The sequence below is a fragment of the Serratia sp. BIGb0234 genome, assembly GCF_024809915.1.
GTDB classification, from domain to species: domain Bacteria; phylum Pseudomonadota; class Gammaproteobacteria; order Enterobacterales; family Enterobacteriaceae; genus Serratia; species Serratia liquefaciens.
This window is the reverse complement of sequence record NZ_JANUEI010000002.1, coordinates 458,657-484,437: the sequence shown is the minus strand read 5'-3', so window position 1 is coordinate 484,437 and position 25,781 is coordinate 458,657. Positions and strand designations below refer to the sequence as shown.

Annotated in this window: 27 protein-coding genes; 9 read left to right on the top strand and 18 right to left on the bottom strand. The window is 58.1% G+C overall.

Features of this window, described 5'->3' with window-relative positions:
- Positions 1–38 precede the first annotated feature (38 nt).
- The 11 genes from paaK to paaA are packed head-to-tail and all read right to left on the bottom strand — an operon-like array spanning position 39 to position 9,691.
- On the bottom strand, positions 39–1,346 hold the full coding sequence (gene paaK, locus M2407_RS09325; protein WP_046373201.1) for a phenylacetate--CoA ligase PaaK: 1,308 nt from the start codon (positions 1,344–1,346) through the stop codon (positions 39–41).
- A 15-nt stretch (positions 1,347–1,361) separates the two neighbouring features.
- On the bottom strand, positions 1,362–2,567 hold the full coding sequence (gene pcaF / locus M2407_RS09320) for a 3-oxoadipyl-CoA thiolase (RefSeq protein WP_259217749.1): 1,206 nt from the start codon (positions 2,565–2,567) through the stop codon (positions 1,362–1,364).
- A complete protein-coding gene (gene paaI, locus M2407_RS09315) occupies positions 2,564–3,004 on the bottom strand; it encodes a hydroxyphenylacetyl-CoA thioesterase PaaI (RefSeq protein ID WP_129940991.1) in 441 nt (146 codons plus the stop codon). The genes pcaF and paaI overlap by 4 nt, the downstream gene beginning before the upstream one ends.
- Entirely contained in the window at positions 3,004–4,524 is a 1,521-nt protein-coding gene (locus M2407_RS09310) for a 3-hydroxyacyl-CoA dehydrogenase (RefSeq protein WP_259217746.1), read from the bottom strand. The genes paaI and M2407_RS09310 overlap by 1 nt, the downstream gene beginning before the upstream one ends.
- 2 nt (positions 4,525–4,526) lie before the next feature.
- Positions 4,527–5,318, bottom strand: a complete 792-nt coding sequence (gene paaG / locus M2407_RS09305) for a 2-(1,2-epoxy-1,2-dihydrophenyl)acetyl-CoA isomerase PaaG (RefSeq protein WP_020827601.1) — start codon at positions 5,316–5,318, stop codon at positions 4,527–4,529.
- A gap of 3 nt (positions 5,319–5,321) precedes the next feature.
- On the bottom strand, positions 5,322–6,095 hold the full coding sequence (gene paaF / locus M2407_RS09300) for a 2,3-dehydroadipyl-CoA hydratase PaaF (RefSeq protein ID WP_020827600.1): 774 nt from the start codon (positions 6,093–6,095) through the stop codon (positions 5,322–5,324).
- A 9-nt stretch (positions 6,096–6,104) separates the two neighbouring features.
- A complete protein-coding gene (paaE, locus tag M2407_RS09295) occupies positions 6,105–7,163 on the bottom strand; it encodes a 1,2-phenylacetyl-CoA epoxidase subunit PaaE (protein ID WP_046373205.1) in 1,059 nt (352 codons plus the stop codon).
- A gap of 14 nt (positions 7,164–7,177) precedes the next feature.
- Positions 7,178–7,675, bottom strand: coding sequence for a 1,2-phenylacetyl-CoA epoxidase subunit PaaD (gene paaD, locus M2407_RS09290; RefSeq protein ID WP_046373206.1), 498 nt, complete (start codon positions 7,673–7,675; stop codon positions 7,178–7,180).
- A 9-nt stretch (positions 7,676–7,684) separates the two neighbouring features.
- Positions 7,685–8,446, bottom strand: coding sequence for a 1,2-phenylacetyl-CoA epoxidase subunit PaaC (paaC, locus tag M2407_RS09285; protein WP_020827597.1), 762 nt, complete (start codon positions 8,444–8,446; stop codon positions 7,685–7,687).
- An 8-nt stretch (positions 8,447–8,454) separates the two neighbouring features.
- On the bottom strand, positions 8,455–8,742 hold the full coding sequence (gene paaB, locus M2407_RS09280) for a 1,2-phenylacetyl-CoA epoxidase subunit PaaB (RefSeq protein ID WP_020827596.1): 288 nt from the start codon (positions 8,740–8,742) through the stop codon (positions 8,455–8,457).
- 10 nt (positions 8,743–8,752) lie between these two features.
- Entirely contained in the window at positions 8,753–9,691 is a 939-nt protein-coding gene (gene paaA / locus M2407_RS09275; protein WP_046373207.1) for a 1,2-phenylacetyl-CoA epoxidase subunit PaaA, read from the bottom strand.
- A gap of 318 nt (positions 9,692–10,009) precedes the next feature.
- Between paaA and paaZ the strand changes: the two genes are divergently transcribed.
- The gene (gene paaZ, locus M2407_RS09270; RefSeq protein ID WP_046373208.1) at positions 10,010–12,082 is read left to right on the top strand and encodes a phenylacetic acid degradation bifunctional protein PaaZ; all 2,073 of its coding nucleotides are present in this window, start codon (positions 10,010–10,012) and stop codon (positions 12,080–12,082) included.
- 62 nt (positions 12,083–12,144) lie between these two features.
- Positions 12,145–13,239 carry an AAA family ATPase gene (locus tag M2407_RS09265; RefSeq protein ID WP_046373209.1) on the top strand — a complete coding sequence of 365 codons (1,095 nt, stop codon included), beginning with the start codon at positions 12,145–12,147 and terminating at the stop codon, positions 13,237–13,239.
- On the opposite strand, the gene M2407_RS09260 is transcribed toward M2407_RS09265, so the two are convergent.
- Both M2407_RS09260 and M2407_RS09255 read right to left on the bottom strand, forming a co-directional pair.
- Positions 13,236–14,138 (bottom strand): Kdo hydroxylase family protein, encoded by a 903-nt coding sequence (locus M2407_RS09260; RefSeq protein WP_046373210.1) that lies wholly within the window; start codon positions 14,136–14,138, stop codon positions 13,236–13,238. The genes M2407_RS09265 and M2407_RS09260 overlap by 4 nt on opposite strands.
- Positions 14,139–14,478: 340 nt before the next feature.
- Positions 14,479–16,029, bottom strand: coding sequence for a GGDEF domain-containing protein (locus M2407_RS09255; RefSeq protein ID WP_020827591.1), 1,551 nt, complete (start codon positions 16,027–16,029; stop codon positions 14,479–14,481).
- 165 nt (positions 16,030–16,194) lie between these two features.
- On the opposite strand from M2407_RS09255, the gene M2407_RS09250 reads away from it, so the two are divergent.
- Positions 16,195–16,389, top strand: a complete 195-nt coding sequence (locus M2407_RS09250; protein WP_020827590.1) for a hypothetical protein — start codon at positions 16,195–16,197, stop codon at positions 16,387–16,389.
- Between the two features lie 54 nt (positions 16,390–16,443).
- Here the strand turns inward: M2407_RS09250 and yjdN are convergent, their stop codons facing one another.
- Positions 16,444–16,860, bottom strand: coding sequence for a VOC family metalloprotein YjdN (gene yjdN / locus M2407_RS09245; protein WP_020827589.1), 417 nt, complete (start codon positions 16,858–16,860; stop codon positions 16,444–16,446).
- A 267-nt stretch (positions 16,861–17,127) separates the two neighbouring features.
- Between yjdN and M2407_RS09240 the strand changes: the two genes are divergently transcribed.
- From M2407_RS09240 to M2407_RS09225, 4 genes are all read left to right on the top strand, one after another.
- Positions 17,128–17,901 carry an SDR family oxidoreductase gene (locus M2407_RS09240; protein WP_048760362.1) on the top strand — a complete coding sequence of 258 codons (774 nt, stop codon included), beginning with the start codon at positions 17,128–17,130 and terminating at the stop codon, positions 17,899–17,901.
- A 53-nt stretch (positions 17,902–17,954) separates the two neighbouring features.
- Positions 17,955–18,857, top strand: a complete 903-nt coding sequence (locus tag M2407_RS09235) for a LysR family transcriptional regulator (RefSeq protein ID WP_041414723.1) — start codon at positions 17,955–17,957, stop codon at positions 18,855–18,857.
- 524 nt (positions 18,858–19,381) lie between these two features.
- Positions 19,382–19,630 carry a GlsB/YeaQ/YmgE family stress response membrane protein gene (locus M2407_RS09230; protein WP_017893301.1) on the top strand — a complete coding sequence of 83 codons (249 nt, stop codon included), beginning with the start codon at positions 19,382–19,384 and terminating at the stop codon, positions 19,628–19,630.
- Positions 19,631–19,722: 92 nt separating this feature from the next.
- On the top strand, positions 19,723–20,109 hold the full coding sequence (locus M2407_RS09225) for a YidB family protein (protein WP_020827585.1): 387 nt from the start codon (positions 19,723–19,725) through the stop codon (positions 20,107–20,109).
- 3 nt (positions 20,110–20,112) lie between these two features.
- On the opposite strand, the gene M2407_RS09220 is transcribed toward M2407_RS09225, so the two are convergent.
- A complete protein-coding gene (locus tag M2407_RS09220) occupies positions 20,113–21,045 on the bottom strand; it encodes a LysR family transcriptional regulator (protein ID WP_046373212.1) in 933 nt (310 codons plus the stop codon).
- Positions 21,046–21,158: 113 nt separating this feature from the next.
- On the opposite strand from M2407_RS09220, the gene M2407_RS09215 reads away from it, so the two are divergent.
- Positions 21,159–22,211: an SDR family oxidoreductase gene (locus M2407_RS09215; RefSeq protein WP_259217739.1), complete on the top strand. Its 1,053-nt coding sequence runs from the start codon at positions 21,159–21,161 to the stop codon at positions 22,209–22,211.
- Positions 22,212–22,323: 112 nt separating this feature from the next.
- Positions 22,324–23,403 carry an endonuclease/exonuclease/phosphatase family protein gene (locus M2407_RS09210; protein ID WP_122079737.1) on the top strand — a complete coding sequence of 360 codons (1,080 nt, stop codon included), beginning with the start codon at positions 22,324–22,326 and terminating at the stop codon, positions 23,401–23,403.
- A gap of 34 nt (positions 23,404–23,437) precedes the next feature.
- Here M2407_RS09210 and M2407_RS09205 read toward each other — a convergent pair whose 3' ends face one another.
- The 3 genes from M2407_RS09205 to M2407_RS09195 all read right to left on the bottom strand — a co-directional run bounded on the left by M2407_RS09205 (position 23,438) and on the right by M2407_RS09195 (position 25,695).
- Positions 23,438–24,445 carry an NAD(P)H-quinone oxidoreductase gene (locus M2407_RS09205; protein WP_259217735.1) on the bottom strand — a complete coding sequence of 336 codons (1,008 nt, stop codon included), beginning with the start codon at positions 24,443–24,445 and terminating at the stop codon, positions 23,438–23,440.
- 157 nt (positions 24,446–24,602) lie between these two features.
- A complete protein-coding gene (locus tag M2407_RS09200) occupies positions 24,603–24,815 on the bottom strand; it encodes a hypothetical protein (protein WP_041415483.1) in 213 nt (70 codons plus the stop codon).
- 511 nt (positions 24,816–25,326) lie between these two features.
- Positions 25,327–25,695, bottom strand: coding sequence for a hypothetical protein (locus tag M2407_RS09195; protein ID WP_122079736.1), 369 nt, complete (start codon positions 25,693–25,695; stop codon positions 25,327–25,329).
- Positions 25,696–25,781 lie beyond the last annotated feature (86 nt).

Genomic DNA, 25,781 nt, shown 5'->3' with positions numbered 1-25,781 from the left:
CACAAATCATTCGGGCGTCATCCGTGACGCCGGGGCAATCAGCGAGGCCGCAGATCGACCACGCGCTGGGCTTTGCCTTCTGAACGCGGGATATCGCCGCAGTTGGCGATGCTGACATCGGTGCTGACGCCGATAATCGACTTGATATGGTGGCGTAACTGGTGGCAAATCTCACAGCGTTGCTGGTGGCTGAGGCTGAGCGCCGCTTCCTTCAATTCAACGCGCACCGCCAGGGTATCCAGGTGCCCGCTGCGGCTGACCTGTAGCTGATAGTGTGGCGACAGCTGTTCGAACTGCATGATTTGCTCTTCCACCTGCGACGGGAACACGTTGACGCCGCGGATGATCAGCATGTCGTCGGAACGGCCGGTAATTTTCCCCATGCGACGCATCTGGCGTGCGTCGCCCGGCAGCAGGCGGGTGAGGTCGCGGGTACGGTAGCGAATCACCGGCAGCGCTTCTTTGGTCAGCGTGGTAAACACCAGCTCGCCGTGTTGGCCGTCCTGCAGCGTCACGCCGGTTTCCGGACAGATGATTTCCGGCAGGAAATGGTCTTCCCAGATGGTCGGGCCGCCGCCGCTTTCGGCGCATTCCATCGCCACGCCCGGCCCCATCACTTCGGACAGGCCGTAAATATCCAGCGCCTTGATGCCCATGCGGCTTTCAATTTCATGCCGCAGCGCTTCGGTCCAGGGTTCGGCACCAAAGACGCCGAGGCGCAGCGAGCAGCCACGGGCGTCGCCGCCCATTTTGCGTTCCAGCTCGTCGATCAGCGTCAGGCAGTAGGACGGTGTCACCATGATCACATCGGGTTTGAAATCCAGGATCAGCTGCGCCTGCCTTTCGGTTTGTCCTCCGGACATCGGGATCACCGTCGCCCCGAGTCGCTCCGCGCCGTAGTGAGCCCCCAGCCCGCCGGTGAACAGGCCATAGCCGTATGCCACGTGCACCTTGTCTTTGGCGGTAGCGCCGGCGGCACGCAGGCTGCGCGCGACGATATCGGCCCAATTATCGATATCCCGCTGGGTGTAGCCGACCACCGTCGGTCGGCCGGTGGTCCCTGACGAGGCATGAATACGCACCACCTGTTCCATCGGCACGGCGAAGGTGTCGAACGGGTAGTTGTCGCGCAGATCCTGCTTGGTGGTATAGGGGAAGCGAGCCAGATCGCTCAGCTGTTTGAGATCGCCGGGATGGACGCCCGCCTGATCGAACTTGCGTCGGTACATCGGCACATTGTTGTAGGCGTGGTGCAGCGTCCATTTAAGGCGCTCCAGTTGCAGCGCCTCAATCTCATCGCGCGAGGCGAACTCAATGGCGTCGAGTGGCTGTGGATTCATTGTCATAGTTAGCCTCGGGGGTCAGACTCGCTCAATAATCATGGCGATGCCCTGGCCGACGCCGATGCACATGGTGCAAAGCGCGTAGCGGCCGGAACGCCGTTCCAGTTCGAACAGGGCAGCTAACGCCAGACGCGCGCCGCTCATGCCCAGCGGATGGCCAAGGGCAATCGCGCCGCCGTTGGGGTTCACCTGCGGGGCGTCGTCAGGCAACCCAAGCTGGCGCAATACTGCCAGCGCCTGGGCGGCAAAAGCCTCGTTCAGTTCAATGACATCCATTTGCGCCAGGCTCAGCCCGGCCAGTTCCAGCACTTTACGGGTGGCTGGTAGCGGACCTATGCCCATTAAACCGGGTTCGACCCCGCAGGTTGCCGTCGCGACGATGCGCGCACGCGGTGTTAACCCCTGACTCAATGCCATTGCCTCCGAGGCGACGATCAGCGCCGCTGCGCCGTCGTTCAGGCCGGAAGCGTTACCGGCGGTCACCGTGCCAGGTTGGCGGAACGGGGTTTTCAGCGCCTGCAGCTGTTCCAGCCGCGTATCTGCACGCGGGTGTTCGTCCTGGTCAAACAGGGTGACCGCGCCTTTTTTGCCGCTGAGGCTGACCGGCACGATCTCCTGCGCGAATATCCCCAACGCTTGCGCTCGCGCGGCCCGTTGCTGGCTGCGCAGAGCGAAGGCGTCCTGATCGGCGCGGCTGACGTTGAATTTTTCCGCTACGTTTTCGGCGGTTTCGGGCATGGATTCGGTGCCGTATTGCGCCTGCATCAGCGGGTTGATAAACCGCCAGCCGAGCGTGGTGTCATACAGCTGCGTCTGACGGCTGAAGGCGCTGTCGGCCTTACCCATCACCAACGGGGCCCGGGTCATCGATTCTGCGCCGCCGGCCAATACCAAACCGGCTTCACCGGCCTTGATGCTGCGGGCCGCCGTCGCCAGCGCGTCCAATCCCGAGCCGCACAGGCGGTTGAGGGTGGTACCGGAAACGTTAACCGGCAGGCCCGCCAGCAATGCTGCCATACGGGCCAAATTGCGGTTGTCTTCCCCGGCCTGATTGGCGCAGCCGAGGATCACGTCGTCAACCCTCGACCAGTCCACCTGCGAGTGGCGGGCCAACAGGGCACGCAGCGGCAGTGCGGCCAAGTCATCGGCGCGGACGTTGGCCAGGGAGCCGCCGTAACGGCCAATCGGCGTGCGGACGCCGTCGCAGATAAAAGCCTGGTTCATGCTTGCTCCCCTAAAATGGCGTGACCGAGCCGATGTGCGCGGCCGCGGAACCAGGCGACGGTCTTGCCCAGTTGATTGACAATCTCCACGTCATACAGACCGGTGGTTTTGCCCTGATGGCGCATCTCGGCGCTGGCCGTCAGGCGATCGCCTGCCAGCGCCGGGCGGATAAAGTCTATGCTGCAGCCGGACGCTACCGCCGCCAGCCCCTGGCTGTTGCAGGCGTAGGCGAAAGCGGTGTCCGCCAGGCTGAACAGTTGCCCGCCGTGGCAGGTCTGGTGGCCGTTGAGCATCTGCGGCCCGACGGTCATGCTGACTTTTGCGAACCCGGCGTCGACGGCATCCACCCGCATGCCCATCGCCTGGGCGCAGGTGTCCTGCTGAAACATCTGTTCGGCGCAGCGTTGCGCCAGCGCGTGGGGCGTATTGGCATTCATCATTGGGCTCCTGAAGAAAGGGATGCGTAGTGGCGCAGCAACGGCATCGGGCGATAGCGGGGTTCGCCGTAGAAGCGTTGCAGATTTTCCAGCGTGGTCAGGATGTGTCGCCAGCCTAATGACGCACCCCATTCCAGCGGGCCGCGCGGGTAGTTAACCCCGCAGCGCATGGCGTGGTCGGTATCGGCGGCGCTGGCGACGCCCTTTTTCACCACGTCGAGCGCTTCATTCGCCAACATGGCGAGGGTGCGCATCACCAGCAGGCCCGGGTAGTCCGGCAACAGGATCACTTTCTTGCCAAGGGATTGCAGCAGACGTACCACAGTGGCGTTGTGTCGGGCATCGTTTTGCGCCGCGCAGCTGATGGCGACGGTGGAGGCCTGGGCATACTGGGCAGACAGATCAAACAGCACCACGGGGGTTCCGGTTTCATCGGCGACCTGGCTGGCTGTTTTACCATTTGTTAACATAAATGTAACTTCATCGATCTGGGCAAAAGCACTGGTCTGGCCGGGTTGTATGATCGCCTCCGCATTTCCTGCCAGTAACTCGGCCAGCAGAGTGACGCCTGCCGCGTCGCCGTGCAGCTTAATGCTGTGCGGCAATTCAGCTGAGGATGCAGGTAACCCGGCGACAATTTGAGGTGGCGCTTGTTTGTCATAGCGATAAAAGCCGCATCCGCTTTTGCGGCCCAGACGCCCGGCGGCCACCCGTTCCTGCTGCACCAAAGACGGCGTGAAGCGCGGATCCTGGAAGAAGGCCTGAAACACTGATTCAGTGACGGCGTAATTGATGTCCTGACCAATCATATCGGTCAGTTGCAGTGGCCCCATGGCGAAGCCGCCTGCGTCGCGCATTACCGCATCCAGCGTGGCGGCATCGGCAACTTGTTCTTCGAGCGCGCGCAGGGTTTCGGCGTAAAAAGGTCGTGCCACGCGGTTAACGATAAAGCCGGGCGTGGAACGGCACAGCACGCTTTGTTTGCCCCATTGCCGGGTCAGCGCCTGCAGTTCGGCAACGATTTCGGCGCTGGTGTCCAACCCGCTGACGATCTCGACTAGCTTCATCACCGGGGCCGGGTTGAAGAAGTGCAAACCGGCCAGGCGCTGTGGATGGTGCAGTGCACCGCCGATGGCAGTAATCGACAGCGATGAAGTGTTGCTGGCGAACAGTGCGGCGGGGGAACACAGCGCTTCCAGCTCACGAAACAGGCTCTGTTTGATCGCCAGTTTTTCCGCCACTGCTTCTATCACCAGTGCGCTGTCGGCCAACTGGTCAAGCGACTCGACCGGCTGAATACGGCCCAGCAGGGCCTCGGTGGCATCGGCGTCGGCCTTGCCGGACTCGACCCTTTGGCGCAGGCGTTGGCCTAACGCATCGAGTGCCTGCCGGGCGGCGGCGGCATCGATATCAAACAGCCACACCGGATGCCCGGCCCCGGCCGCCACCTGGGCGATACCGATGCCCATGGTGCCGGCACCAATCACGGCGACCCTTGCGTTGACGTTCGGCAGGTTCATGATTATTTCCCGCTGAAATTAGGGGGGCGTTTGGCGAAGAAGGCGCTGACGCCTTCGCGGTAGTCGTCGCTGCGGCCGCCGAGGCGCTGCAGGTCGCGTTCCAGATCGAGCTGCTGATCGAGGGTATTGTTCGCCGAGCTGTAGAGGGCTTTTTTAATCAGCCCCAGCCCGTAAGTGGGTTGGGTGGCCAGGTGTTGTGCCAGCGTTTGGCTGGTGGCGGCCAGTTGGTCCGCCGCTACCACCTGCCAGATCATGCCCCATGCCAGCGCCTGTTGTGCGCTGACTTTATCTCCCAGCAGCGCCATGCCCATGGCGCGGGCGTGGCCTGCCAAACGGGGCAGGAACCAGCTGCCGCCGGAGTCCGGCACCAGCCCCAGACGGCAGAAAGACTGAATAAAATTGGCGTTATCGGCGGCGATCACGATATCGCAGGCCAGCGCCAGCGCTGCGCCGGCCCCTGCAGCGACACCGTTGACGGCGCACACCACCGGCTTTGGCAGGGCGGTCAGACGACGGATCAGCGGATTGTAAAAACGCTCTACCGACAGGCCGAGATCCGGCGCCTGCTGTTCGACGCTGACGTTGCGATCGTTCAGATCCTGCCCGGCGCAAAAGCCACGTCCCGCACCGGTGATCAGCAGGCAGCGTACGGTTTCGTCCCGCTCGGCGAGGGTCAAGGCTTCGCTCAGTTGGCGGTGCATCTCGTCGTTGAAGCTATTGAGCCGGTCTGGCCGATTGAGGGTCAGCGTCAGCACCCCGGCTTCAAGGTGGGTGAGAATCAATGCGTTTTCCATAAATCAGCGCCCCTGATAGTTTGGCGTACGTTTTTCGAAGAAGGCGGCGATGCCCTCGCGGCGATCGTCGGTGGCGGCCAGGGTGGCAAACTGCTGGCGTTCGATGAGCAGCCCTTGGCTAAGGCCGGTTTCCTCAGCCTGTTTCAGCGCCTGTTTGGCGGCGCGCAGTGCCAGCGGTGCCTGCCTGCTGATGTGTTCGGCGATCTGCTGTGCGCGTTCCAGCGTCAGGGCGTCGACGCACACTTCACTGACCAACCCGCACTGCAATGCGCGCGAGGCGTTAATGGCTTCGCCACTCAGCACCATCTGACTGGCGAAGGACTTGCCGACGCAGCGAATCAAGCGCTGAGTGCCGCCGGCCCCTGGCATCAGGCCGAGGGTGATTTCCGGCAGGCCAAAGCGGGCGCTTTCGCCGCAAATGACAATGTCGCAGGCCAGCGCCAGCTCGCAGCCGGCGCCGAGCGCGTAGCCGTTCACTGCCGCCAGCAGCGGTTTACTGAACTGCGCCAGCCGTTGCCACAACAGCGGGCGGCGATCCGTCAGCGTAGCGGGCAGGTCCTGCCGTTGCAGTTCGTGCAGATCGGCACCGGCGGCAAAGAAACGCGTTGTGCCGGTGATCACTACTGCGCCAATGGCGGTATCGGCATCGGCCTGTTCCAGTAAATAAACCAGCTGCTCCAGGCAGGGTGTGTTCAGGGCATTGCGCGCTTGTGGACGGTGCAGTTCCAGCGTCAGCACGCGCGCCTGGCGATGTTGCAGGATCAAAGGGGTTTCCATTGGCGGCTCCTATACGTCAAAGTCCAGCACCACACCGTCACCGCGTGGCCACGACTGGCAGCTCAATACGTAGCCTGCCGCGAGTTGATCCGGCTCCAGGCTGTAGTTGACGGCCATGTCCACCTGACCGGCCTTTAACCGGCACTTGCAGGTGGCGCACACGCCGCCTTTGCAGGCATAGGGAAGATCGGCACCCTGACGCAGCGCCGCGTCCAGAATGCTGTCGTCCTGCGAACCTACCTCGATATCCAACCGGCGGCCGTCGAGCAAAATCGCCACTCGCGTGGCGTTGCGGGGGGTGTCGTTGACCGGGCGGGCGATCACGCCGCTGGTGTTAAAGCGCTCGCTGTGGATACGCTCGGCGGCTACGCCAGCCTGTTCCAGCACGCTTTGGGCGTCGTCCATCATGGTTTGCGGGCCGCAGATAAAGGCATGGTCATAGTCGCGGTAATCCAGCAGCGCGCCGCCGATCGCCAACAGGCGCTCGCGGTCGATGCGCCCACTGAGCAGCGGGCTGTCGAGGCTCTCCTGGCTGAACAGATACAGCGGCTGAAAACGTTGTGGATAGCGGTTTTTCAGATCGGACAGCGTCTCCTTGAACATCACCGAACGGCTGCTGCGGTTGCCGTAAATCAGCGTGAAGCTGCTGTTTGGTTCAAGTTGCAGGGTGGCTTTGATGATCGACAGCATCGGCGTGATGCCGGAACCGGCGGCAATCGCCAGATAGTTGCCGCTGTTTTCCGCCTGTGGCTGGTAGCCGAAACGGCCCTGCGGCACCATCACCTCCAGCGCGTCGCCGACTTTCAGTAGCCGATTAACGAACGAGGAAAAGCGGCCCTGATGGATGGCTTTAACGCCGATCTGCAGCAGCCCATCCTGAGGAGCGCTGCAGATGGAGTAGCAGCGGCGCAGCTCTTCGCCGTCCACCTGCGCCTTTAGCGTCAGATGTTGGCCGGGGGTGTAGCAGTAATGACTTTTCAGCTCTTCGGGCACGCGCAGAGTGATAGCTACGGCGTCCGGCGTTTCGCGCTCGATGGCGGCGACGTTCAGGCGATGGAAGACCGTCATGGTTTTCTGCGCTCCTAAATGCATTTGAAATAGTCGAAGGGTTCGCGGCAATCGCAGCAGCGATACAGCGCTTTGCAGGCGGTGGAGCCGAATTCGCTGATTTTTTCGCTGTGGGTGCTGCCGCAGCGCGGGCAGGGCACCGGGCCTGCAGCCTGCGGTTTGTCGCAGGTATGGCCCTGTGGCGGTGCGACGCCGTATTCACGCAGCCGTTCACGCGCCGAGGCGTTCATCCAGTCGGTGGTCCACGCCGGGCTGAGGCGAATGTCCACTTTGATCGGGGCAAAGCCGGCCTCGGCCAGCCGCTGCTCGATGGCTTCGAGCAGGAACTCGGTGGCGGGGCAGCCGGAGTAGGTTGGCGTAAAGGTAATGCGCCAGCCGTCGCCGTCGGCTTCAACGTCGCGAACCATGCCCAGATCGGTAATCGACAGCACCGGCAGTTCCGGATCGCTGATCTGTTGCAGGCAGTGCCAGATTTGCGGAATTTCCGCGGCCTGCAGCCGGGTAATGTTCATAGCGGCCCCTTACCAGTTTGCGTTGGGATAGGCGCGTTGCAGGAACTGCATCTCGGCCAGCAGCGGACCGAGATGTTCGCTGTGCCGACCCTGTTTACCGCCGTGGCGGAACGCCTGCTCTGCCGGCAGCGTCAGGGTGGCCTGTTGCAGCGTTTCTTCAACCAGCGCCAGCCACGGAGCCTCAAGCTGGCGCGGATCGGCGGCGATACCCTGTTCTGCCAACTGAAGTTCAAGCTCGTCGGCATGGAACAGCTCGGCGGTAAAACGCCACAGGCCATCCAGCGACTGCTGCATTTTTTGGTGGCTGACGGGACTGCCGTCACCCAGACGGATCATCCAGCCACGGCTGAAACGCAGGTGGTAATGCGCCTCTTTCAGTGACTTGGCGGCGATGGCGGCGAGTTGCGCATCGCGACTTTGGCTCAAGGCCAGATGCAACTGCACGTGGTAGGCGTCCATCAGGAACTGCCGCACCAGAGTGTCGTTGAAGCCGCCGTTGGGTTGTTCCGCCAGCAGCAGGTTATGGAACTCACGTTCGTCACGGCCGAAGGCCAGTCGGTCTTCGCTGAATTGCGGCCCGGCCAGTTCGGCGGCATAACCGAGAAAGTTGCGTGCCTGGCCGAGTAGGTCTAGGCCGATATTGGCCAGCGCCAGGTCGATCTCCAGTTCCGGCGCGTGGCCGCACCAGGCGCACAAGCGCTGGGCGAGGATCAGTGGCGTATCGCCCTGACGCAGGACATAGGTGACGAGTGGATCGTTATTGAAGGTCATGGTCGCCCCTACATGTTCTTGATGCCGTCGGGAATGGTGTAGAACGTCGGATGACGGTAGATCTTGTCATCGGACGGATCGAAAAAGGCTTCGCGATCTTCCGGCTGCGAGGCGATCAGGTGGCTGGATTGCACCACCCAGATTGAGCAGCCTTCGTTGCGGCGGGTATAGGCATCGCGGGCGTTTTCCAGCGCCATCTGGTCGTCGGCGGCGTGCAGGCTGCCGACGTGACGGTGCGCCAGCCCTTGTTTGCTGCGGATAAACACTTCATACAGTGGCCATTGGGCATGTGTCATCATCGGTTCCTTATGCGGCAGTTGAGGTGTTTTTTGACGCGTGGGCCAGAGCGCCATCGCGTACCCAGGCACCGTTCTCCCAGGCGCGGCGTTTGGCTTGCAGCCGTTCGTGGTTACATTGGCCGCGCCCCTTGATCACCTCATGCAGTTCACTCCAGTCGATTTCGCCAAAGCGGTAGTGGCCGGTGGCTTCGTCCCAGGCCAAGTCGGCGTCCGGTGCGACCATGCCCAGGGCTTCCAACTGGGGGACGGTGTTGTCGACAAATTTCTGCCGTAACTCATCGTTGCTGTGGCGTTTGATTTTCCAGGCCATGCTCTGCGCGCTGTGCGGTGAATCGGTGTCGCTGGGGCCAAACATCATCAGTACCGGCCACCAGAAGCGGTTAATCGCATCTTGCAGCATGGCTTTCTGTTGTTCGCTGCCGTTTGCCATCGCCATGACCGCTTCGTAACCCTGGCGCTGGTGGAAGCTCTCTTCCTTGCAAATTTTCACCATTGCTCGCGCATAGGGGCCGTAGGACGCACGACACAGCGCCACCTGGTTAACGATGGCCGCGCCGTCAACCAACCAGCCGATCACCCCGATATCCGCCCAGTTGAGCGTCGGGTAATTGAAGATCGAGGAGTATTTCATCTTGCCGTCGAGCATCTTCTGGTAGATATCCTGACGAGAGCAGCCCAGGGTTTCCGCGGCGCTGTACAGGTACAGGCCGTGCCCCGCTTCGTCCTGCACCTTGGCCAACAACACCGCTTTGCGGCGCAGGGTAGGGGCGCGCGTCAACCAGTTGGCTTCCGGTAACATGCCGACCACTTCGGAATGGGCATGCTGGCCAATCTGGCGGATCAGGTTTTGGCGGTAGGCGTCCGGCATCCAGTCTTTGGCCTCAATCGAGGTATCCGCCGCAATTTTGTCGTCGAAGTGCTGCTGATGTTGCGCGTCAGTTGTCATGCGTGCCTCTTGGTGATTCGTATTTTTCACATTAAATATAAAAATGTGAATCACATTAACTAACCATAAGGCTACAAACTGATAACAAAAAGATCAAACGGCATTTGTGTGGTTTTGCGAGGGTGCTCACAAGGAGTGTTGTTATAATGTTGTTTTTAAATGAGATTAAAAATTAATTCATGAGGGTAAAACGCCTGTCTGAGCGCTTTCAATGTCTGGTTGTTTTTATTTTGTTAAATTTCATTCTGGTGAAAACTGGACAATATGTGATACGTAATTAATCCTTGTGGTGTAAATTTATGAATTCCGGAGGAGCAAATGCAGCAGCTACACAGTTATCTTTCTGGCGCCTGGGTGTACGGCCAGGGCAAAGCCCGTGAAATCCACCATGCCGTCACCGGCCAACCGCTGTATCAGGTTTGTTCCGACGGGCTACCGCTGGCCGCCAGTCTGGAGTATGCGCGCAGCAAGGGCGGCAAGGCGCTGGCACAGATGACCTTCCAGCAGCGCGCGCAAATGATGAAAGCGGTGGCTAAGCACCTGCTGGCCAACAAAGAAACGCTGTATGAGATTTCGTACCAGACCGGCGCGACTCGCAGTGACGGCTGGGTGGATATCGAAGGCGGTATCGCCACGCTGTTTGCCTATGCCGGGCTGGCAGGGCGCGAACTGCCGGACGATACCCTGTGGCCGGAAGACGAACTGATCCCGCTGTCCAAACAGGCGCAGTTTGCCGCCCGACATGTGCTGACTTCACGCCCTGGCGTGGCGTTGCATATTAATGCTTTTAACTTTCCCTGCTGGGGGATGCTGGAAAAACTGGCGCCCACCTGGTTGGCCGGTATGCCGGCGATCATCAAACCGGCGACCGCCACGGCGCAGCTGACGCAGGCGATGGTCAGACTGATTATCGACAGCGGTCTGGTGCCAGAGGGCGCGTTGCAACTGGTATGCGGTGGCGTCGGCGATATGTTTGAACATCTGGATTATCAGGATGCGGTGACCTTTACCGGCTCGGCGCAGACCGGTCAGCAGCTGCGTGCGCACCCGCGCCTGTTGCAAAAGTCGATTGCTTTCACCATGGAGGCAGACTCGCTCAACTGCTGCGTGCTGGGCGAGGACGTTACGCCGCAGATGCCGGAGTTTGCGCTGTTTATCAAAGAAGTGTGCCGCGAGATGACCGCCAAGGCCGGGCAAAAATGTACCGCAATTCGGCGGATTATCGTGCCGGCGAAACGGGTGGCAGAGGTACAGCAGGCGCTGTTGCAGCGGCTGAGTGGCGTCACGGTGGGCGATCCTAAACTGGAACAGGTGCGGATGGGGGCCTTGGTCAGCCGCGAACAGCGCGACGATGTGCAACAGAAGGTGGATTACCTGCTGCATAACGGTTGCGAACCGTTGTGCGGCGCGAGAACGGATAACCTGGAGGTGAGCGGGGCAGGCGTGCAGCAGGGGGCATTTTATCCGGCCACGCTGTTGTACTGTGCCGATCCCTTTAGCCATCAGGCGGTGCACGGCACCGAAGCATTCGGCCCGGTAGCGACGCTGATGCCCTATCAGCATACCGAACAGGCGATTGAGCTGGCGTTAATGGGCCAGGGAAGTCTGGCTGGCTCACTGGTGACCGCCGATGAGGCGCTGGCGACGCGCTTTATTCGCGCCACCGCCTGCGCGCATGGCCGAATGCTGATCCTGGATCAACAGGCGGCGGTGGAGTCCACCGGCCACGGTTCTCCGTTGCCGATGCTGGTGCACGGCGGGCCAGGGCGAGCCGGTGGCGGTGAAGAATTGGGTGGGCTACGCGCGGTAAAACACTATATGCAACGCACGGCCATTCAGGGCAGTCCGGCTATGCTGGCGGCAATCGGCCGTGAGTGGGTGCGCGGTGCGACGGTGATTGAAGAGCCGGTACATCCGTTCCGCAAATATTTCGAGCAACTGCGCCTTGGCGAAAGCCTGCTGACGGCGCGGCGTACCGTGACCGAGGCCGATATCGTCAATTTTGCCTGCCTGAGTGGCGACCACTTCTATGCCCATATGGACAAGATCGGCGCGGCCGAATCGCTGTTTGGCGAGCGGGTCGCGCACGGCTACTTTGTGGTTTCTGCTGCCGCCGGGCTGTTTGTTGATCCGGGCGTCGGACCGGTGATTGCCAACTACGGTATGGAAAACCTGCGCTTTATCGAGCCGGTGAAGATTGGCGATACCCTTCAGGTACGGCTGACCTGCAAAAAGAAAATCCGTAAGCCGCAGAAAACGGCGGAGGATCGTCCACACGGCGTGGTGGTATGGGATGTTCAGGTACTCAACCAACATCAGCAGGCGGTGGCGCTGTACAGTATCCTGACGTTGGTGGCGCGGCAGGAAGGGGACTTCGGTCCGACAAGCTAAAGGCCGGTGAGATGGTGCCATGGTAAGATGCACCATCTCCTGACACAGAGTTTGTGGCGACGATGATCCAACAACTCCAACTGAGCGGTTTTCGCTCTATACGTAATTTGCAGCTGCAATTGGGCCGTCTGAATGTGATCAGCGGCCCGAACGGTTGCGGAAAATCTAACCTGTATAAAGCGGTGCGATTGATCCACGAGGCCGCCTGTGGGCGGCTTTCTGCTGCGTTGGCTGAAGAGGGGGGCATTCAGAAGGCGATGTGGGCCGGCGGATTGCGACCGGGTGATCGCCGGGGCGATCCGAAACGGATGCTGTTGTCAGCCACTCTGGATGATTTCGACTATCAGCTGCAGCTAGGCTTCCCTGAGCCGACCGGCAGCCTGTTTCAACTCGACCCGCTGGTCAAAGAGGAGTCACTGTGGATCTCGGGCCACGGTCGTCGACCTTCAACCCGGGTACTCGAAAGGCGCAACCAGAGTGCATTCCTGACGAATATCCAGGGCGATCGCGCCACTTATCCTGCCAGTCTCCATGCAGAGGAATCGGTATTTGGTCAGCTTGCCGATCCGCATCTGTATCCTGAAGTGTCCCAGGTACGAGAGAATCTGCGGCAGTGGCGTTTTTACCACGAGTTTGCCGTGTGGCCCGGTTCACCGTTGCGAGCGCCACAGGTGGGTATTCGCGCGCCGGTACTGGCGCATGACGGCAGTAATCTGGCGGCCGCTTTTGAAACCATCTGCGAGATCGGCAACGGCGAGTTGCTGCGCGACATTCTGGCGCAGGCGTTTCCCGACAGCGAATTTGAAATTCAGGCCCCTCAGGGACGCTTCCAGCTATTGATGCACCGTGCCGGCATTTTACGCCCCTTGGAGAGTGCCGAACTTTCCGACGGCACGCTGCGTTTCCTCTGTTTGGCGGTAGCGATGCTCAGCCCGCGGCCGCCGGCATTTATGGCATTCAATGAACCTGAAAATAGTCTGCATCCGCAACTGTTGCCGGCATTGGCCATGCTGATCGCCGAAGCCAGCCGTTATAGCCAATTGTGGATCACCAGCCACTCACCGCAGCTTGCCGAACTGATTGGTCGCCATAGCGAGGTTACCCACTATCAACTGGCACAGCAGCAGGGTGAAACCCTGCTGGCGGAACCGGATTAGATCAAGGGCTGGTGTAGCAGGGTTTCCAGTACCTTGAGCGGTGATTGCTGTGGATTTTTCATTGCGGTGACGGGCAACAGGAAAGTTTGCTCCAGCATAAACTGACCCGCCATCGCCGCGTGTGGCGTCTGATCGGAGAAACAGATCCAACTGCTGCCCGGCGGCAAGTCGAGCGCCAGCTGCGGGCCCTGTTGCTGATAGTGCTGGTCGGCTTTCATGGCATCATGCAGTTGCAGCATCAGGTGGTCGTAATGACTGCGGCGCCGTTTGGTGATGCCGACCTTGTGCTGCAGCCAGCTGTTCAGCGGTGAATAGCGGCCCAGGCGCGGCATAAAGCGTTGCGCCAGTTGAGGAAAGGGTTCGCCGATGCGCCATTGGCGAAGTTCGCCATTGGGGTTGATGTTGGTGAAGATGCGCAGAATGCGCTCACCATAGTTCGGGCGCGACGGGAAGGCATCGACGTGCAGCCGGCTATCATCCTTGCGCCATGAGCTGGTCTTGCGCCAGGCCGCAACCGGATGCAGGCGCAGGGTGTTGACCGGCGAATGCAGGGCTTGTTGGTAGTGGGGGAGCAGGGTGGCAACCAGTTGCAGGCAGGTTTGATAATAGCGTGACAGCAACGTCTCGACCTGTGGCTGCTGCGCGGCTATTGCTACGCCGGATAATTTGCTCGTTTCTGGCCAGTAGCTGATGTTTTTACGTTTTGTATCGACCAACGCGGGATCCAGCAGCGCCATTTCACCGGCTAACATAGGAAACGCCAGTTCAGGCAAAAACACGATTTTACCTTGCTCGAGTGCCTCGACGGCAGAGGGGGAAAAGGGCACTGGGGCGCTATCCCACTGTTGCTGTGGCAACGTTATTAACACCTGTTCAGGCGTAAGATTATCCGCGCGCATAATATCTCCTTGCGATGGGGGGATACTTTAATTGTTTTTTATTTGAAAGGGATTTATAACCAGCGGGAATTATTGTTGAATTGAACTAGTTGATGCTAATGGCTGGATTAAATTATCCTAGCACTATTAAAATGCGCCCAAAAGTAAACAGATATTAAACGATGCGGCTAATGGCACGAATGGATAAAAATAGATTTAATGGGCATTAATTAATTTATCAGCGAAAGTAGATTAACGATTTAAATTAAATTTAGTTTTATGATCAGCGGGTTGATTTTGATTTTCCGAGCGAAAAAAAACAAATTCAGGGGCCGCCTCCGGGGGAAGACGGCCCAATGGGTCAGGCGGGATAAATGCGGTTTTTCCCCTGGGCTTTGGCTTGATACAGGGCGCTGTCGGCCTGATTAATAAAGCCGATTGGCGTGTCGTTATACATATGCGGCACTTTGGCGAAGATGCCAATACTGATGGTGACAATACCGTGAGGGTTGCCCGTATGCGGTATTTTCAGCTCACGCACCGATTCAATCACCCGTTCGGCGAAAATCAGTGCGCCCTGAGTGTCGGTATCCGGCAGAATAATGGCCATTTCCTCACCGCCATAGCGGGCCATAATATCGTTGCTGCGGCACGCCAGCCCTTTCAACGTTTGTCCAATCTGTTGCAGACACTGATCGCCGGCTACGTGACCGTAGATGTCGTTATATTGTTTGAAACAGTCGATATCCAGCATCAGCAACGCCACGCTGCGGTAATTGCGCGAAGCGCGCATCAGTTCGTTCTTCATGGCGATATCAAACTGACGGCGGTTGGCCAGGCCGGTTAACCCGTCCAGCAACGCCAACTCTTCCAACGTTCGGTTGATGGTAGTGAGCTGATCGCGGGTGCGCATCAGTTCAGCTTCGGTGCGTACGCTGTGGTTAATCTGGCGCATCAGTACCAGACCCATCGCCAGTAAAATGATTAACAGCGTCGCGCCACCCAGGGCAAACACGCCGGTATCATTACGCCAGTCGGACAGCGCATCTTCCTTCGACAGTCCGGCAGCTATCACCAGCGGATAGCGATTAACCCGCGAATAACCGTAGATCCGTTCCACCTTGTCGTACCGCGAAGTGATGGTGGCATTGCCGAACTCAGAGTGGGGTAGAATTTCGCGGAACAACACGCCTTCCGAAATATTTTTGCCAATCGCGGCAATGGAGTAGGGGCGGCGGTAGAGAATGGTGCCGTCCGCCAACAGCAGGTTGAGCGAGGCGTCACTGTTCAGTGCGAAGGTGTCGTAAAATTGGCGGAAATAATCGACATACAGCGTGGCCAGCACCACCCCATTAAAGCTGCCGTCCGGGTTGTTGATCCGACGTGAGACCGGAATGATCAAATCACCGGTAGAGCGGCTGCGTACCACTTTGCCGATAAATATCGCGTTGCTGTTGTGGCTCAGGTGGAATTTGAAATACTCACGATCGGCATTGTTGGCATTTTGTATGAACCGGCCCGATGAGGTGACGATCCAATTCCCCTGAGCATCGTAAACAAACAGGCCATGCAACTGGGGCAGGTTGCCAACCTGCGTTTGCATCACTTTCTGTAGTCGCAGCTGTTGCGGTTGGCCCAGGCCGTCGGTCTGAATGCGTTCGGTCAGATCGGACAGCGTAGTGTCGGTCTGCATAAAGGTGTCATCGGCATGCTGTGCCAGAGAGCGGGCCAGGTTGGCCGATTCATTTTCGGCACTTTGCAAGTCGCGCTGGTGCGCATTCCAAATCTGCCAGCCGTTAAACAGAATCAGCGTGACGGCAACGATGACGACAAATACGCCGGCCTGAAAAAGTAACGGGGAATTTTTACCGTTGCGTGGCCGTTCGGCATCCTGCGGTTGCTGCTGTGTCATGTCACCCTTGTTATAAAGTCTTTAAATCGTGTTAAGAACAATCTTACATCTTATTCGTTAATCACGCCGACCACTACTCCCTTAACATCAAAAATGCATGAGCCACTCAAGCGGAGTGTTACAATTCGCCGCAAAACCGGCATAGAAAATACAGGGTTCACGCATATGTCTGACTACATCATTATTACTTTGCTGACGCTGGTGGTTTATTACCCGCTGACCTTGGGTGTGCTGGCGCTAATGATGATTTTTGCCTGGCGGCAGCGTAAATCGCCCTATTGGCGTTTGGGACTGGTGCTGTTGACGGTGCTGTTTGTGCTGTTCGCGATGGCGGCTTATGACTGGTATCACTACCGTTGATCTTGGCACCAGGGTATCCGCTGTCGGTGGCGGACACCCTGGCGGGATGACGGGTTATTCAACGTTAATCATCCAATTGACCCCGAACTGGTCGGTCAGCATGCCAAAACCCTTGGCCCAGAAGGTGGCCTGGTATGGCATGGTGACCTGGCCGCCCTGCGCCAGCTTCTCGAATAATGCTCGGCCTTGCTCCACGTCGCTCGGATCCAGCGACAGGGCAAATCCTTTATGCGAAGCTTCGCCGCCGTCCTGCGGACACCCATCGGAGGCCATCAGCGCCGTTTCGCCAATCAGTAAACGGGCATGCATGATGGACTCTGGATTGACGTCCTGAGGACCGCCTTGCTTGGCCTCCTCGGGCATATCTTTGTAGCGCATAATCATTTCGATTCTGGCGCCCAGCTGCTGCTGGTAGAAGTTGATCGCCTGTTCACAGTTACCGTTAAAAAAAAGATAGGGTTGAATCAACATGACATTGACCTCTGTTGTGGCCCGTCAGGCGTTTTGCATCCCACGGGCGAGGAACAATAGTTTCTGGTTGTGACTATTGCTGCCGGGAACTTACAAGTGTAGTGCGATTTACGCCGAATGCCCGGCGGGCGATCACGCTGTGGAAATTAACGGCCTGATCGTTGCTATTGACCGAAAAAGCGGGATGGTTCATCCCAATTTGGACAGATTATCTGAGCGGTCACAGTTTCTATACTCGTTGCAACCTTCACTAACGGAGTCACTGTAATGAGCAAGCAATCTTTGAATGGAAAAGTGGTGTTGATCGCCGGCGGCGCCAAGAACCTGGGTGGCCTGGTGGCGCGTGATTTGGCCGCCAACGGCGCGGCGGCCGTGGTGGTGCACTACAACAGCGACGCCACTCGTGCTGCCGCGGAGGAAACGTTGCAGGCGGTTAAGGCGGCAGGTGCCGAGGCGATTGCGGTGCAGGGCGATCTCACCCAGCCGGCTAACGTGGCGCTGCTGTTTGAGGAGGCCGTCAAGGCGTTTGGCAAGGTGGACATTGCCATCAATACCGCCGGTCTGGTGATTAAAAAACCGATTGCCGAAGTGACCGAAGCCGATTACGACAGCAGTTTCGACATCAATGCCAAAGCGGCATTTTTCTTTATCCAGCAGGCCGGTAAACATTTGGCCGATAACGGCCGAATTGTGACCATTGTCAGCTCGCTGTTGGCGGCCTATACGCCATTTTATGCGGTCTATCCGGGCAGCAAGGCGCCGGTGGAGCACTTTACCCGCGCGGCTTCCAAGGAGTTTGGCGAACGCGGCATCAGCGTGAACGCCATTGGTCCGGGACCAATGGATACGCCGTTCTTCTATGGCCAGGAAAGCAAGGAGGCGGTGGCGTACCACAGCAGTGCCGCCGCGCTGAGCAAGTTCTCGAAAACCGGTCTGACCGATATCGAGGACATTGCGCCGATCGTTAAATTTTTGGTCACTGACGGCTGGTGGATCACCGGGCAGACGCTGTTCGCCAACGGTGGCTATACTACCCGTTAACCTTAATTCTGCTGCGGCCCGGGCCGCAGCCTGTTAATCAGGACGCACAGCCGGTGGATAAAATAGGGAGATTACGGGTTTTTATCCAGGTTGCTGAGGTGGGCAGTTTCATCCGCGCTTCGCAAATCCTGTTGATGCCAAAAACCACGGTTTCGGCGGCGATACAACAACTGGAACACGAAATGGGTGCCCGCCTGTTTCACCGCACCACTCGCCGGGTGCAATTGACCAGCGACGGTGAGCTGTTGCTCGAAAAAGCGCGCAGCCTGTTGTTCGACGTTCAAACACTGGAAGGCCTGTTTCATCGGCAAAACGGCCCGATCGACGGTCGTTTGACGGTCGATGTGCCCAGTCGCATAGCCCGGCGAATGATAGTGCCTGCGCTGCCGGACTTTTTTGTGCAGTACCCCGACATTCAACTGTTTCTCAGCGCCAGCGACCGTTCGATCGATTTGATCCAGGAAGGGATCGACTGCGTGGTGCGCGTCGGCAGTCTCAGCGACAGTAGCCTGGTCAGCCAGCCGCTGGGGCGATTAAGCATGATCAACTGCGCCAGCCCGGACTATTTGCAACGTTATGGCACGCCGGAGCATCCTGAGCAGTTGGCGGGGCATTGGGGTGTAGGCTACGCGCAGCCGACTTTGGCCGGGGCAGATACCTGGGTTTGGCAGCGGGGCGATCAGCACATGGAAAAAATCTTGCGTAGCCGGGTCACGGTAAACAATGCGGAAAATTATATTGGGTGCTGTCTGGCAGGGTTGGGGATGATTCAGATACCGCGCTTTGATGTTCAGCACTACCTGGAGGACGGGAGCTTATGCGAGGTTTTGCCGCAGGCCCGGCCACCGGCAATGGGCATTGCCTTGCTTTATCCTCACCGCCGCCAACGTTCGGCACGTTTAACCGCCTTTGCCGAGTGGTTCAGCCACCTTATCAAGCCCTTTTGCGAAAATTGAGGCCCGGTAGCCAATGGGATTTTTATCCAAACGGCTCGCTATTTGTCATTCGTTTTCAACTGATTAAATTTGCAGACAAAACAAGACACATTTAAAACCACTCGAAAAGTGACAAAGCGCGTGTAACATCACTGGAACAACAAGGCGGCAGAACCGTCCCAGGCGGCGGCCAGCGCATAGATTGCAGCCAGTATCAGCAGAAACGGTGTGTTGGTCATGGTCTGTCCCCCTGCAGCAATATTCACCTGTTGTTATAGCGCGGAGTAATGACAGTTTGATGAATGCGGTTGATTTTCGCACAGCTAAATTCAGACACACGGAAATGGGTAAACTGCTGATATTTGTCTATAGTAACAGTGTGAATATGCGTGTTTATCAAGATTCACCCTGCATCGCGCTGCCGTTAACGGTCAGCACAGGGCAACAGGATTGTGGTTGTGAAAGTATCGTCAGGGTTGGATCAGGCGCCGACGCGGGCCTGAAAACAGAGTTTCTTTGGGCAAAAAGTAATAGGGAGAGTAAAAATGGGCATCATTTCCTGGATCATTTTTGGGTTAATCGCCGGTATCTTGGCTAAATGGATTATGCCGGGCAAAGACGGCGGCGGCTTTATCGTAACCGTTATTCTGGGGATCATCGGTGCGGTTGTCGGCGGCTATATCAGTACCTTCTTCGGTATGGGCCGTGTTGATGGCTTCAACCTGGGCAGCTTTGTTGTCGCGGTCATCGGTGCCCTGGTGGTGCTTTTTGTCTACAGAAAGATCAGAAATTAATCAGTTGCTGATCAACAGGGTCGCTGCGGCGGCCCTTTTTCGTTAAATCACTGCGGTCGAGCGGCAGAGCCGACGATCGGAAGGGGAATACCATGGGTCTGTTTGATAGCGTATTGGGCAACATTCTGGGCGGTGCCAACGGTAAGGGCATTGATTACGTCGCCATTATGCAATGGGTTGAGCAGCAGGGTGGCCTGCAGGCGATTCTGGACAAGTTCCGCCAGGGTCAATTCGGCGATGTGGTCGGCTCGTGGCTGGGCAACGGTGAAAACCAGCAGATTAGCGGCGATCACGTGCAGCAAGCGCTTGGCAGCGATGCCATCAACCAACTGGCGGAAAAGCTGGGGATCGATCCGGCTCAGGCTTCAGCCACCATTGCACAGTTCCTGCCAACGGTCGCTGACGCGGCCTCGCCAAATGGCGAAGTGCAGTCGAACAGCAACGAACTGGGCGACATGGTCGGTAAACTGTTCAAATAATCTTTATGCCCCTGGCACCTTGTCGGGGGCTTTGTTCACCCTAATTCCCTCAATACTCCCCAACGCCGCCAGCAAATAATCTACCCAGGCCCGGACTTTACCGGGAATAAACCGCGCTGCGGGGTAAACCGCATGCAGCGCCATCGGCGGATAATGCCAGGCCGTTAACACCGGTACCAGGCTGCCGTTGGCCAGTTGCCGACCAATCAGCGGGCGCTGTGCTCCGCCAATACCCAATCCTGATTCGATGGCCGCCAGCAGCGAAAACGTATTGTTGGCGCGAAAGACCGGGCGCAGGTTCACTATCTCGGCACCCTGAGGGCCAAGTAAGGTCAGCGCATCGCCGTCGCTCAAGCCGCTATAGCGGATATGTGGATGTCTCGCCAGCTCTGCGGGAGTTTGCGGCTCGCCCTGGGCTGCCAGATAGGCCGGGGAAGCCACTAAAATACGCTGTAATTCCCCCAGCCGGCGCGCCACCGTGCCCGGCGTATTTATTTCGCCAAAGCGGATTGCCACGTCGATACCTTCACCGATCACGTCAGCCCGGCGATCGTCGAGCAACAGTTCGATATTCAATTCCGGATGCTGTTGCTGAAAAGCTATCGCCAGCGGCGTCAGGTGCTGTTGACCGAAGCCGGTCGGGGCATGGATGCGCAAGGGGCCCTGCAGCCGCAGATGCATGCCGTGCAGCGCTTCCTCTGCTTCACTCACCGCCGCCAGAATCGGTTTGATTTGCCGATAATAGCCGCCGCCAGCGTCGGTCAGCGTGACGGAGCGGGTGCTGCGAAACAGCAACTGCACGCCCAGTTGTTGTTCCAGACCGGTAATCTGCTGGCTGACCGCCGGCTGCGTCAGGCCCAAATCGCGGGCGGCTGCCGAGAGGCTGCCCAGTTCCGCGACCCGCATGAAAGTCTTCATGGCGTTCAGCTTGTCCATCAGCGCTCCAGTTATAGATTTTACTTATAAGTGTTAGTAACACTACGCCTCTACCGCAAGCTTTGCTAATCACTCACAGTGAGGGCCTCAAACAAAAGCGAGCGGGGTGACCTATGCAAAATGAAAAACTGGCGTTGGTAGTCGGGGCTAACGGCGTGATTGGCGGCAAGCTGATTGAAGAACTGGAACGGCAAGGTTGGCCGGTGGTTGGCCTGTCACGACGCGGGGGCGTCAATCGGCCGCAAGTGCGCTATGTGGCGGTCGATCTGTTGGATGCTCAGGCGACGCGCAATGCCTTGCGCCCGCTAACCGAGGTCAGCCATATTTTCTATGCCGCTTATCAGGATGCGCCGGACTGGGCGGGGCTGGTTCCACCGAATCTGGCGATGTTGGCCAATGTGGTGGAGGCGCTGGAGCCGGTAGCGCATGGGTTGGAACACATCAGCCTGATGCAGGGCTATAAAGTTTACGGCGCGCATCTGGGGCCATTCAAGACGCCGGCGCGGGAAAGCGATGCCGGGCACATGCCGCCGGAGTTTAATCTTGAGCAGCAGAGCTATCTTGAACGGCGTCAGCAGGGCAAAAATTGGCGCTGGAGCGCGATCCGGCCCAGCGTGGTGGGGGGCTTCTCGCTCGGCAATCCGATGAACCTGGCCCTGACTATCGCGGTCTATGCCTCCATCAGCAAGTCTCTGGGGTTGCCGCTACGATTCCCCGGCAAAGCGGGGGCCTATCACAGCCTGCTGGAAATGACCGATGCGGGTCTGCTGGCGCGCGCCACGCTATGGGCTGCGACGGAACCGGCGGCGGCCAATCAGGCGTTTAATATCAACAATAGCGATCTGTTTCGCTGGAGTGAGATGTGGCCGAAAATTGCCGGCTACTTTGGTCTGGAAGTGGCGCCGCCGCTGCCTATGCCGCTGACGTCGGTGATGGCAGACAAAAGCGAGTTGTGGCAGGCGCTGGCGCAGCAGCATGGCCTGGCCGAAGCGGATTATCGCGCTGTGGCGAGCTGGCGCTTCGCCGACTTTGTTTTCTCGTGGGATTACGACATGTTTGCCGACGGCAGCAAGGCGCGCCGCTTTGGCTTTCATCAGTTTGTCGACACCGAAGCGATGCTGTTCGCACTGTTTGACGAATTCCGTCGTCGCAAGATTATTCCTTAAGCCCGCTGGCGGGGGATAGGTTTTTTATGGCAATCTTTGGCTGCCGCCAGATACGGCAGCCAAGAGGCCGTCACCCCGACAGGCCCAGGCCGATGAGAATGAGGAAATAAACGTGACAGGGATTACCGCCATACTGACGCTTTTGCTGGCGCTGGTGACTATTGCGCCGCTTTCAAAGCATGCAGCCTGGTGGATTCGGGTGTGGGATTTTCCCCGCCTGCAGATACTGGCGCTTTCGCTACTGGTGTTGTTGCTGAATCTGCTGTTTGTGCCGCTGTCGCCTTGGGTGTGGGGCATGATGGCGCTGAACCTGGCCTGTGTGGTTTACCAGGCGGCCTGGATTTACCCTTACACCCGGTTGAGCAAACCGCAGGTGCTGGACTTTACCGGCTATCAAAAAAAGCCGCGTATCCGCATTCTGGTGTCCAATGTGTTAACACCCAATCGCCAGGCGGATAAGCTGCTGGCGTTGGTGGCGACCGAGCGTCCGGACGTGCTGGTGGCGGTGGAAACCGACTGCTGGTGGGAACAGCAGCTCTCGGTGCTGGAGCAGGATTACCCGTACACGTTGAAATGCCCGCTGGATAATCTGTACGGCATGCACGTTTATTCGCGGCTGAAACTCAGCGATGCGCAGATACAGTATCTGGTCGATGAACAGATCCCGTCGATGCACATGATGGTGCATTTGCCGCATGGGCCGCAGGTGCGCCTGCACTGCGTTCACCCGATGCCGCCGAGCCCGACTGAAAACGAGGAATCGGAAGACCGCGACGCCGAACTGGTGATGGTCGGGAAAAGTGCGGCCAAATCGGAGTTTCCGGTGATTGTGACCGGCGATCTGAATGACGTGGCTTGGTCGACCACCACCCGGTTGTTCCTTAAAGTCAGCGGTTTGTTGGATCCGCGCCGTGGTCGGGGCATGTTCAGCACCTTTCATGCCGGTTATCCGTTCCTGCGTTGGCCATTGGATCACGTGTTTCACAGCGATGATTTCGTGCTCGGATCGCTGCGTCGGTTGACCAGCGTCGGTTCAGATCACTTCCCGATTATGGTGGAGTTGGTGTATTCGCCGCAGCAGGGGGCGCAGCAGGAAAGCCTGGAGAAAGACAGCGAAGATGAAGCGCTGGCGCAGGAAAAGTTAGACAGTACCGACTCAACGCCTGAAGACGTGCATACGCCAGGCAGATGAAACAGGCCCCGCAGCCTAGGCTGCGGGGCACAGATTAGAGGGTCAGCATGATCTTGCCGATGTGCTGGCTCGACTCCATCAACGCATGGGCTTCGGCTGCTTGTTCCAGCGGGTAGGTTTTGAAGATTTGCGGTTTTAACGCACCGCGATCCAGCAATGGCCAAACCTTTTGCAGCAAATCGGCGGCAATACCCGCTTTGTCTTCAACGCTTCGCGAACGCAGCGTAGAACCGGTGTGGGTCAGACGTTTGAGCAGCAGCGGCATCAGGTTCAACTCCTTCACCACGCCATTCTGGGTGCCAATTTGCACAATACGGCCATCCATCGCTGCCGCCTGGTAGTTTTTCGCCAGGTAGTCGCCGGCGATCAAATCGACAATCACGTCTGCCCCCTTGCCGTTAGTTGCGTGCCGGGTCTGCTCGACAAAATCCTCGTCGCGATAGTTGATCGACACATCGGCACCCAAGGCCAGGCTGGCCTGACGCTTCTCTTCCGAGCCAACGGTGGTAATCACATGAGCACAGAAAGCTTTCGCCAGCAGGGTGGCGACGGTACCAATGCCGGAAGTGCCGCCGTGGATCAAAACGGTTTCGCCAGCTTTCAGGTTGCCGCGCTGGAACACATTGACCCACACGGTAAAGAAGGTTTCCGGGATGGCTGCTGCCTCAACCAGGCTAAATCCTTTGGGGACCGGCAGCGCATTGCTTTCATGCACCTTGCAGTATTCGGCATAGCCGCCACCGGCAATCAGGGCGCAGACGCTATCGCCAACGGCATAATTTTGCACACCAACGCCGGTGGCGACCACCACGCCAGCGATCTCCAGGCCCGGGATATCCGATGCGTCGGGAGGCGGTGCGTATTGGCCGCGGCGTTGCAACACGTCAGGGCGGTTAACCCCGGCGGCGGCGACCTTCACCAGGATCTCCCCTTGTTGCAGGGACGGCAGCGGCCGCTGTGCGACAACCAAAACTTCCGGTTCGCCGGGCTGGCTGATCTCAATGGCTTTCATGGTGCTGGGCAGTTGCGGGTTCGCAGACATGACGATTCTCCTCGGTTGGCATTCAGGCGCAGTGACCCATCTAGGTAACCAGCTGCAGTAATTGATGATTTATCTTACTGAAATGCTAAGGAGAGAGTGTAGCTCACAGGGCGATTTTTTCGGGGGAAGGGGGCGCCGCCGCAAGGGCGGCATAACATCAATCATTTGGCGGGATGCGAAAACCTTTTAGCGAGACGATAAAGTGTTCTTTACCTTTGGAAATCTTGGCACCTCTATCACACCACAGGCTGGCGAGCTGGAAAAAATCATCGCTGTCGATGTCATAGGCCAGTTCGATTTTTTTCGCCGTACCGTAGCGGATCAGCTTTTCGGCTTCCTGGTGGTTTGTTGCTTTAATCATGGTGGTCATAACGAAATCCTTGGTGTTGAGCCAGTGCGGATAATCGCCGACCATGATATGGCTATATTGTGACAATTTTGTGATAAAAAAATGACAGAGCGCAGTTGTGTGGCCTGAGGCACGGCGTCGATGCCGTACCCCGGCCACTTTTGCGTCAACGATCGTGCGGACGCAGCAAAGTACTTTTCTTCTGTGATTTAAAGTGTTTATACAGTGCGAAACCTGCGATGCCGGCTAACACTGCCAGCAAAGATAAATATTCAGTCGCCATCTGGCCAACCTCCGATAAAGCGTGGCTTGAGAGCGGCTATTTGTGACAGCTATCACGTTATGCCGCAATGAGACCATTCTGTAAGGGCGGAACGGACTGGTATTCAGACATAAAAAAAGCGCCTATAGGGAGGCGCATAAAAAATTGCAACACAGCTTGTTGTGTCCAGCACCAGGAGGAGTGGTGAACAGGTGGCCATTATATAAAGTGCGCGTTTGCGCAGATATAGGGATAACTCTTAAAGCGTGGTTACCATTGATAACCCATGTTCACGCTGTACTCGGGATCCTGATTGGTGGAATAGGGATCAGACTGGCGACGGCGGTCGGTTTTTTTCACCGGGCTGTTCAGCGATGAATACGGTTTGGTGCGCTTCTGGCTACACCCGGGGTGATCGCATTCCAGATCGACCCGAAAACCGGTTTTCTCTTCTGTTTCTGACCACACCACGGGCGCCTTGGCGGTTTTTTCCGCGGGGCCGAGCGCGGCTTTGGGCGCGGGCGCGGGTTTGATGCTGGGCTCAGGTGCCTTGTAGGAAAGATCCAGCGCCTGGGCTGGGGCGCTCAATATTAACAGCGTGGTGCAGCAAAATGCTGCCAGCGTATGCCCTCTAAGCATGGTCAATCTCCCTTTATAGTTACGCTGCGCAACTATAAAACAGTCAGACGAGAATTACTATCATTTGTGACCTCTGAGGGGCCGGT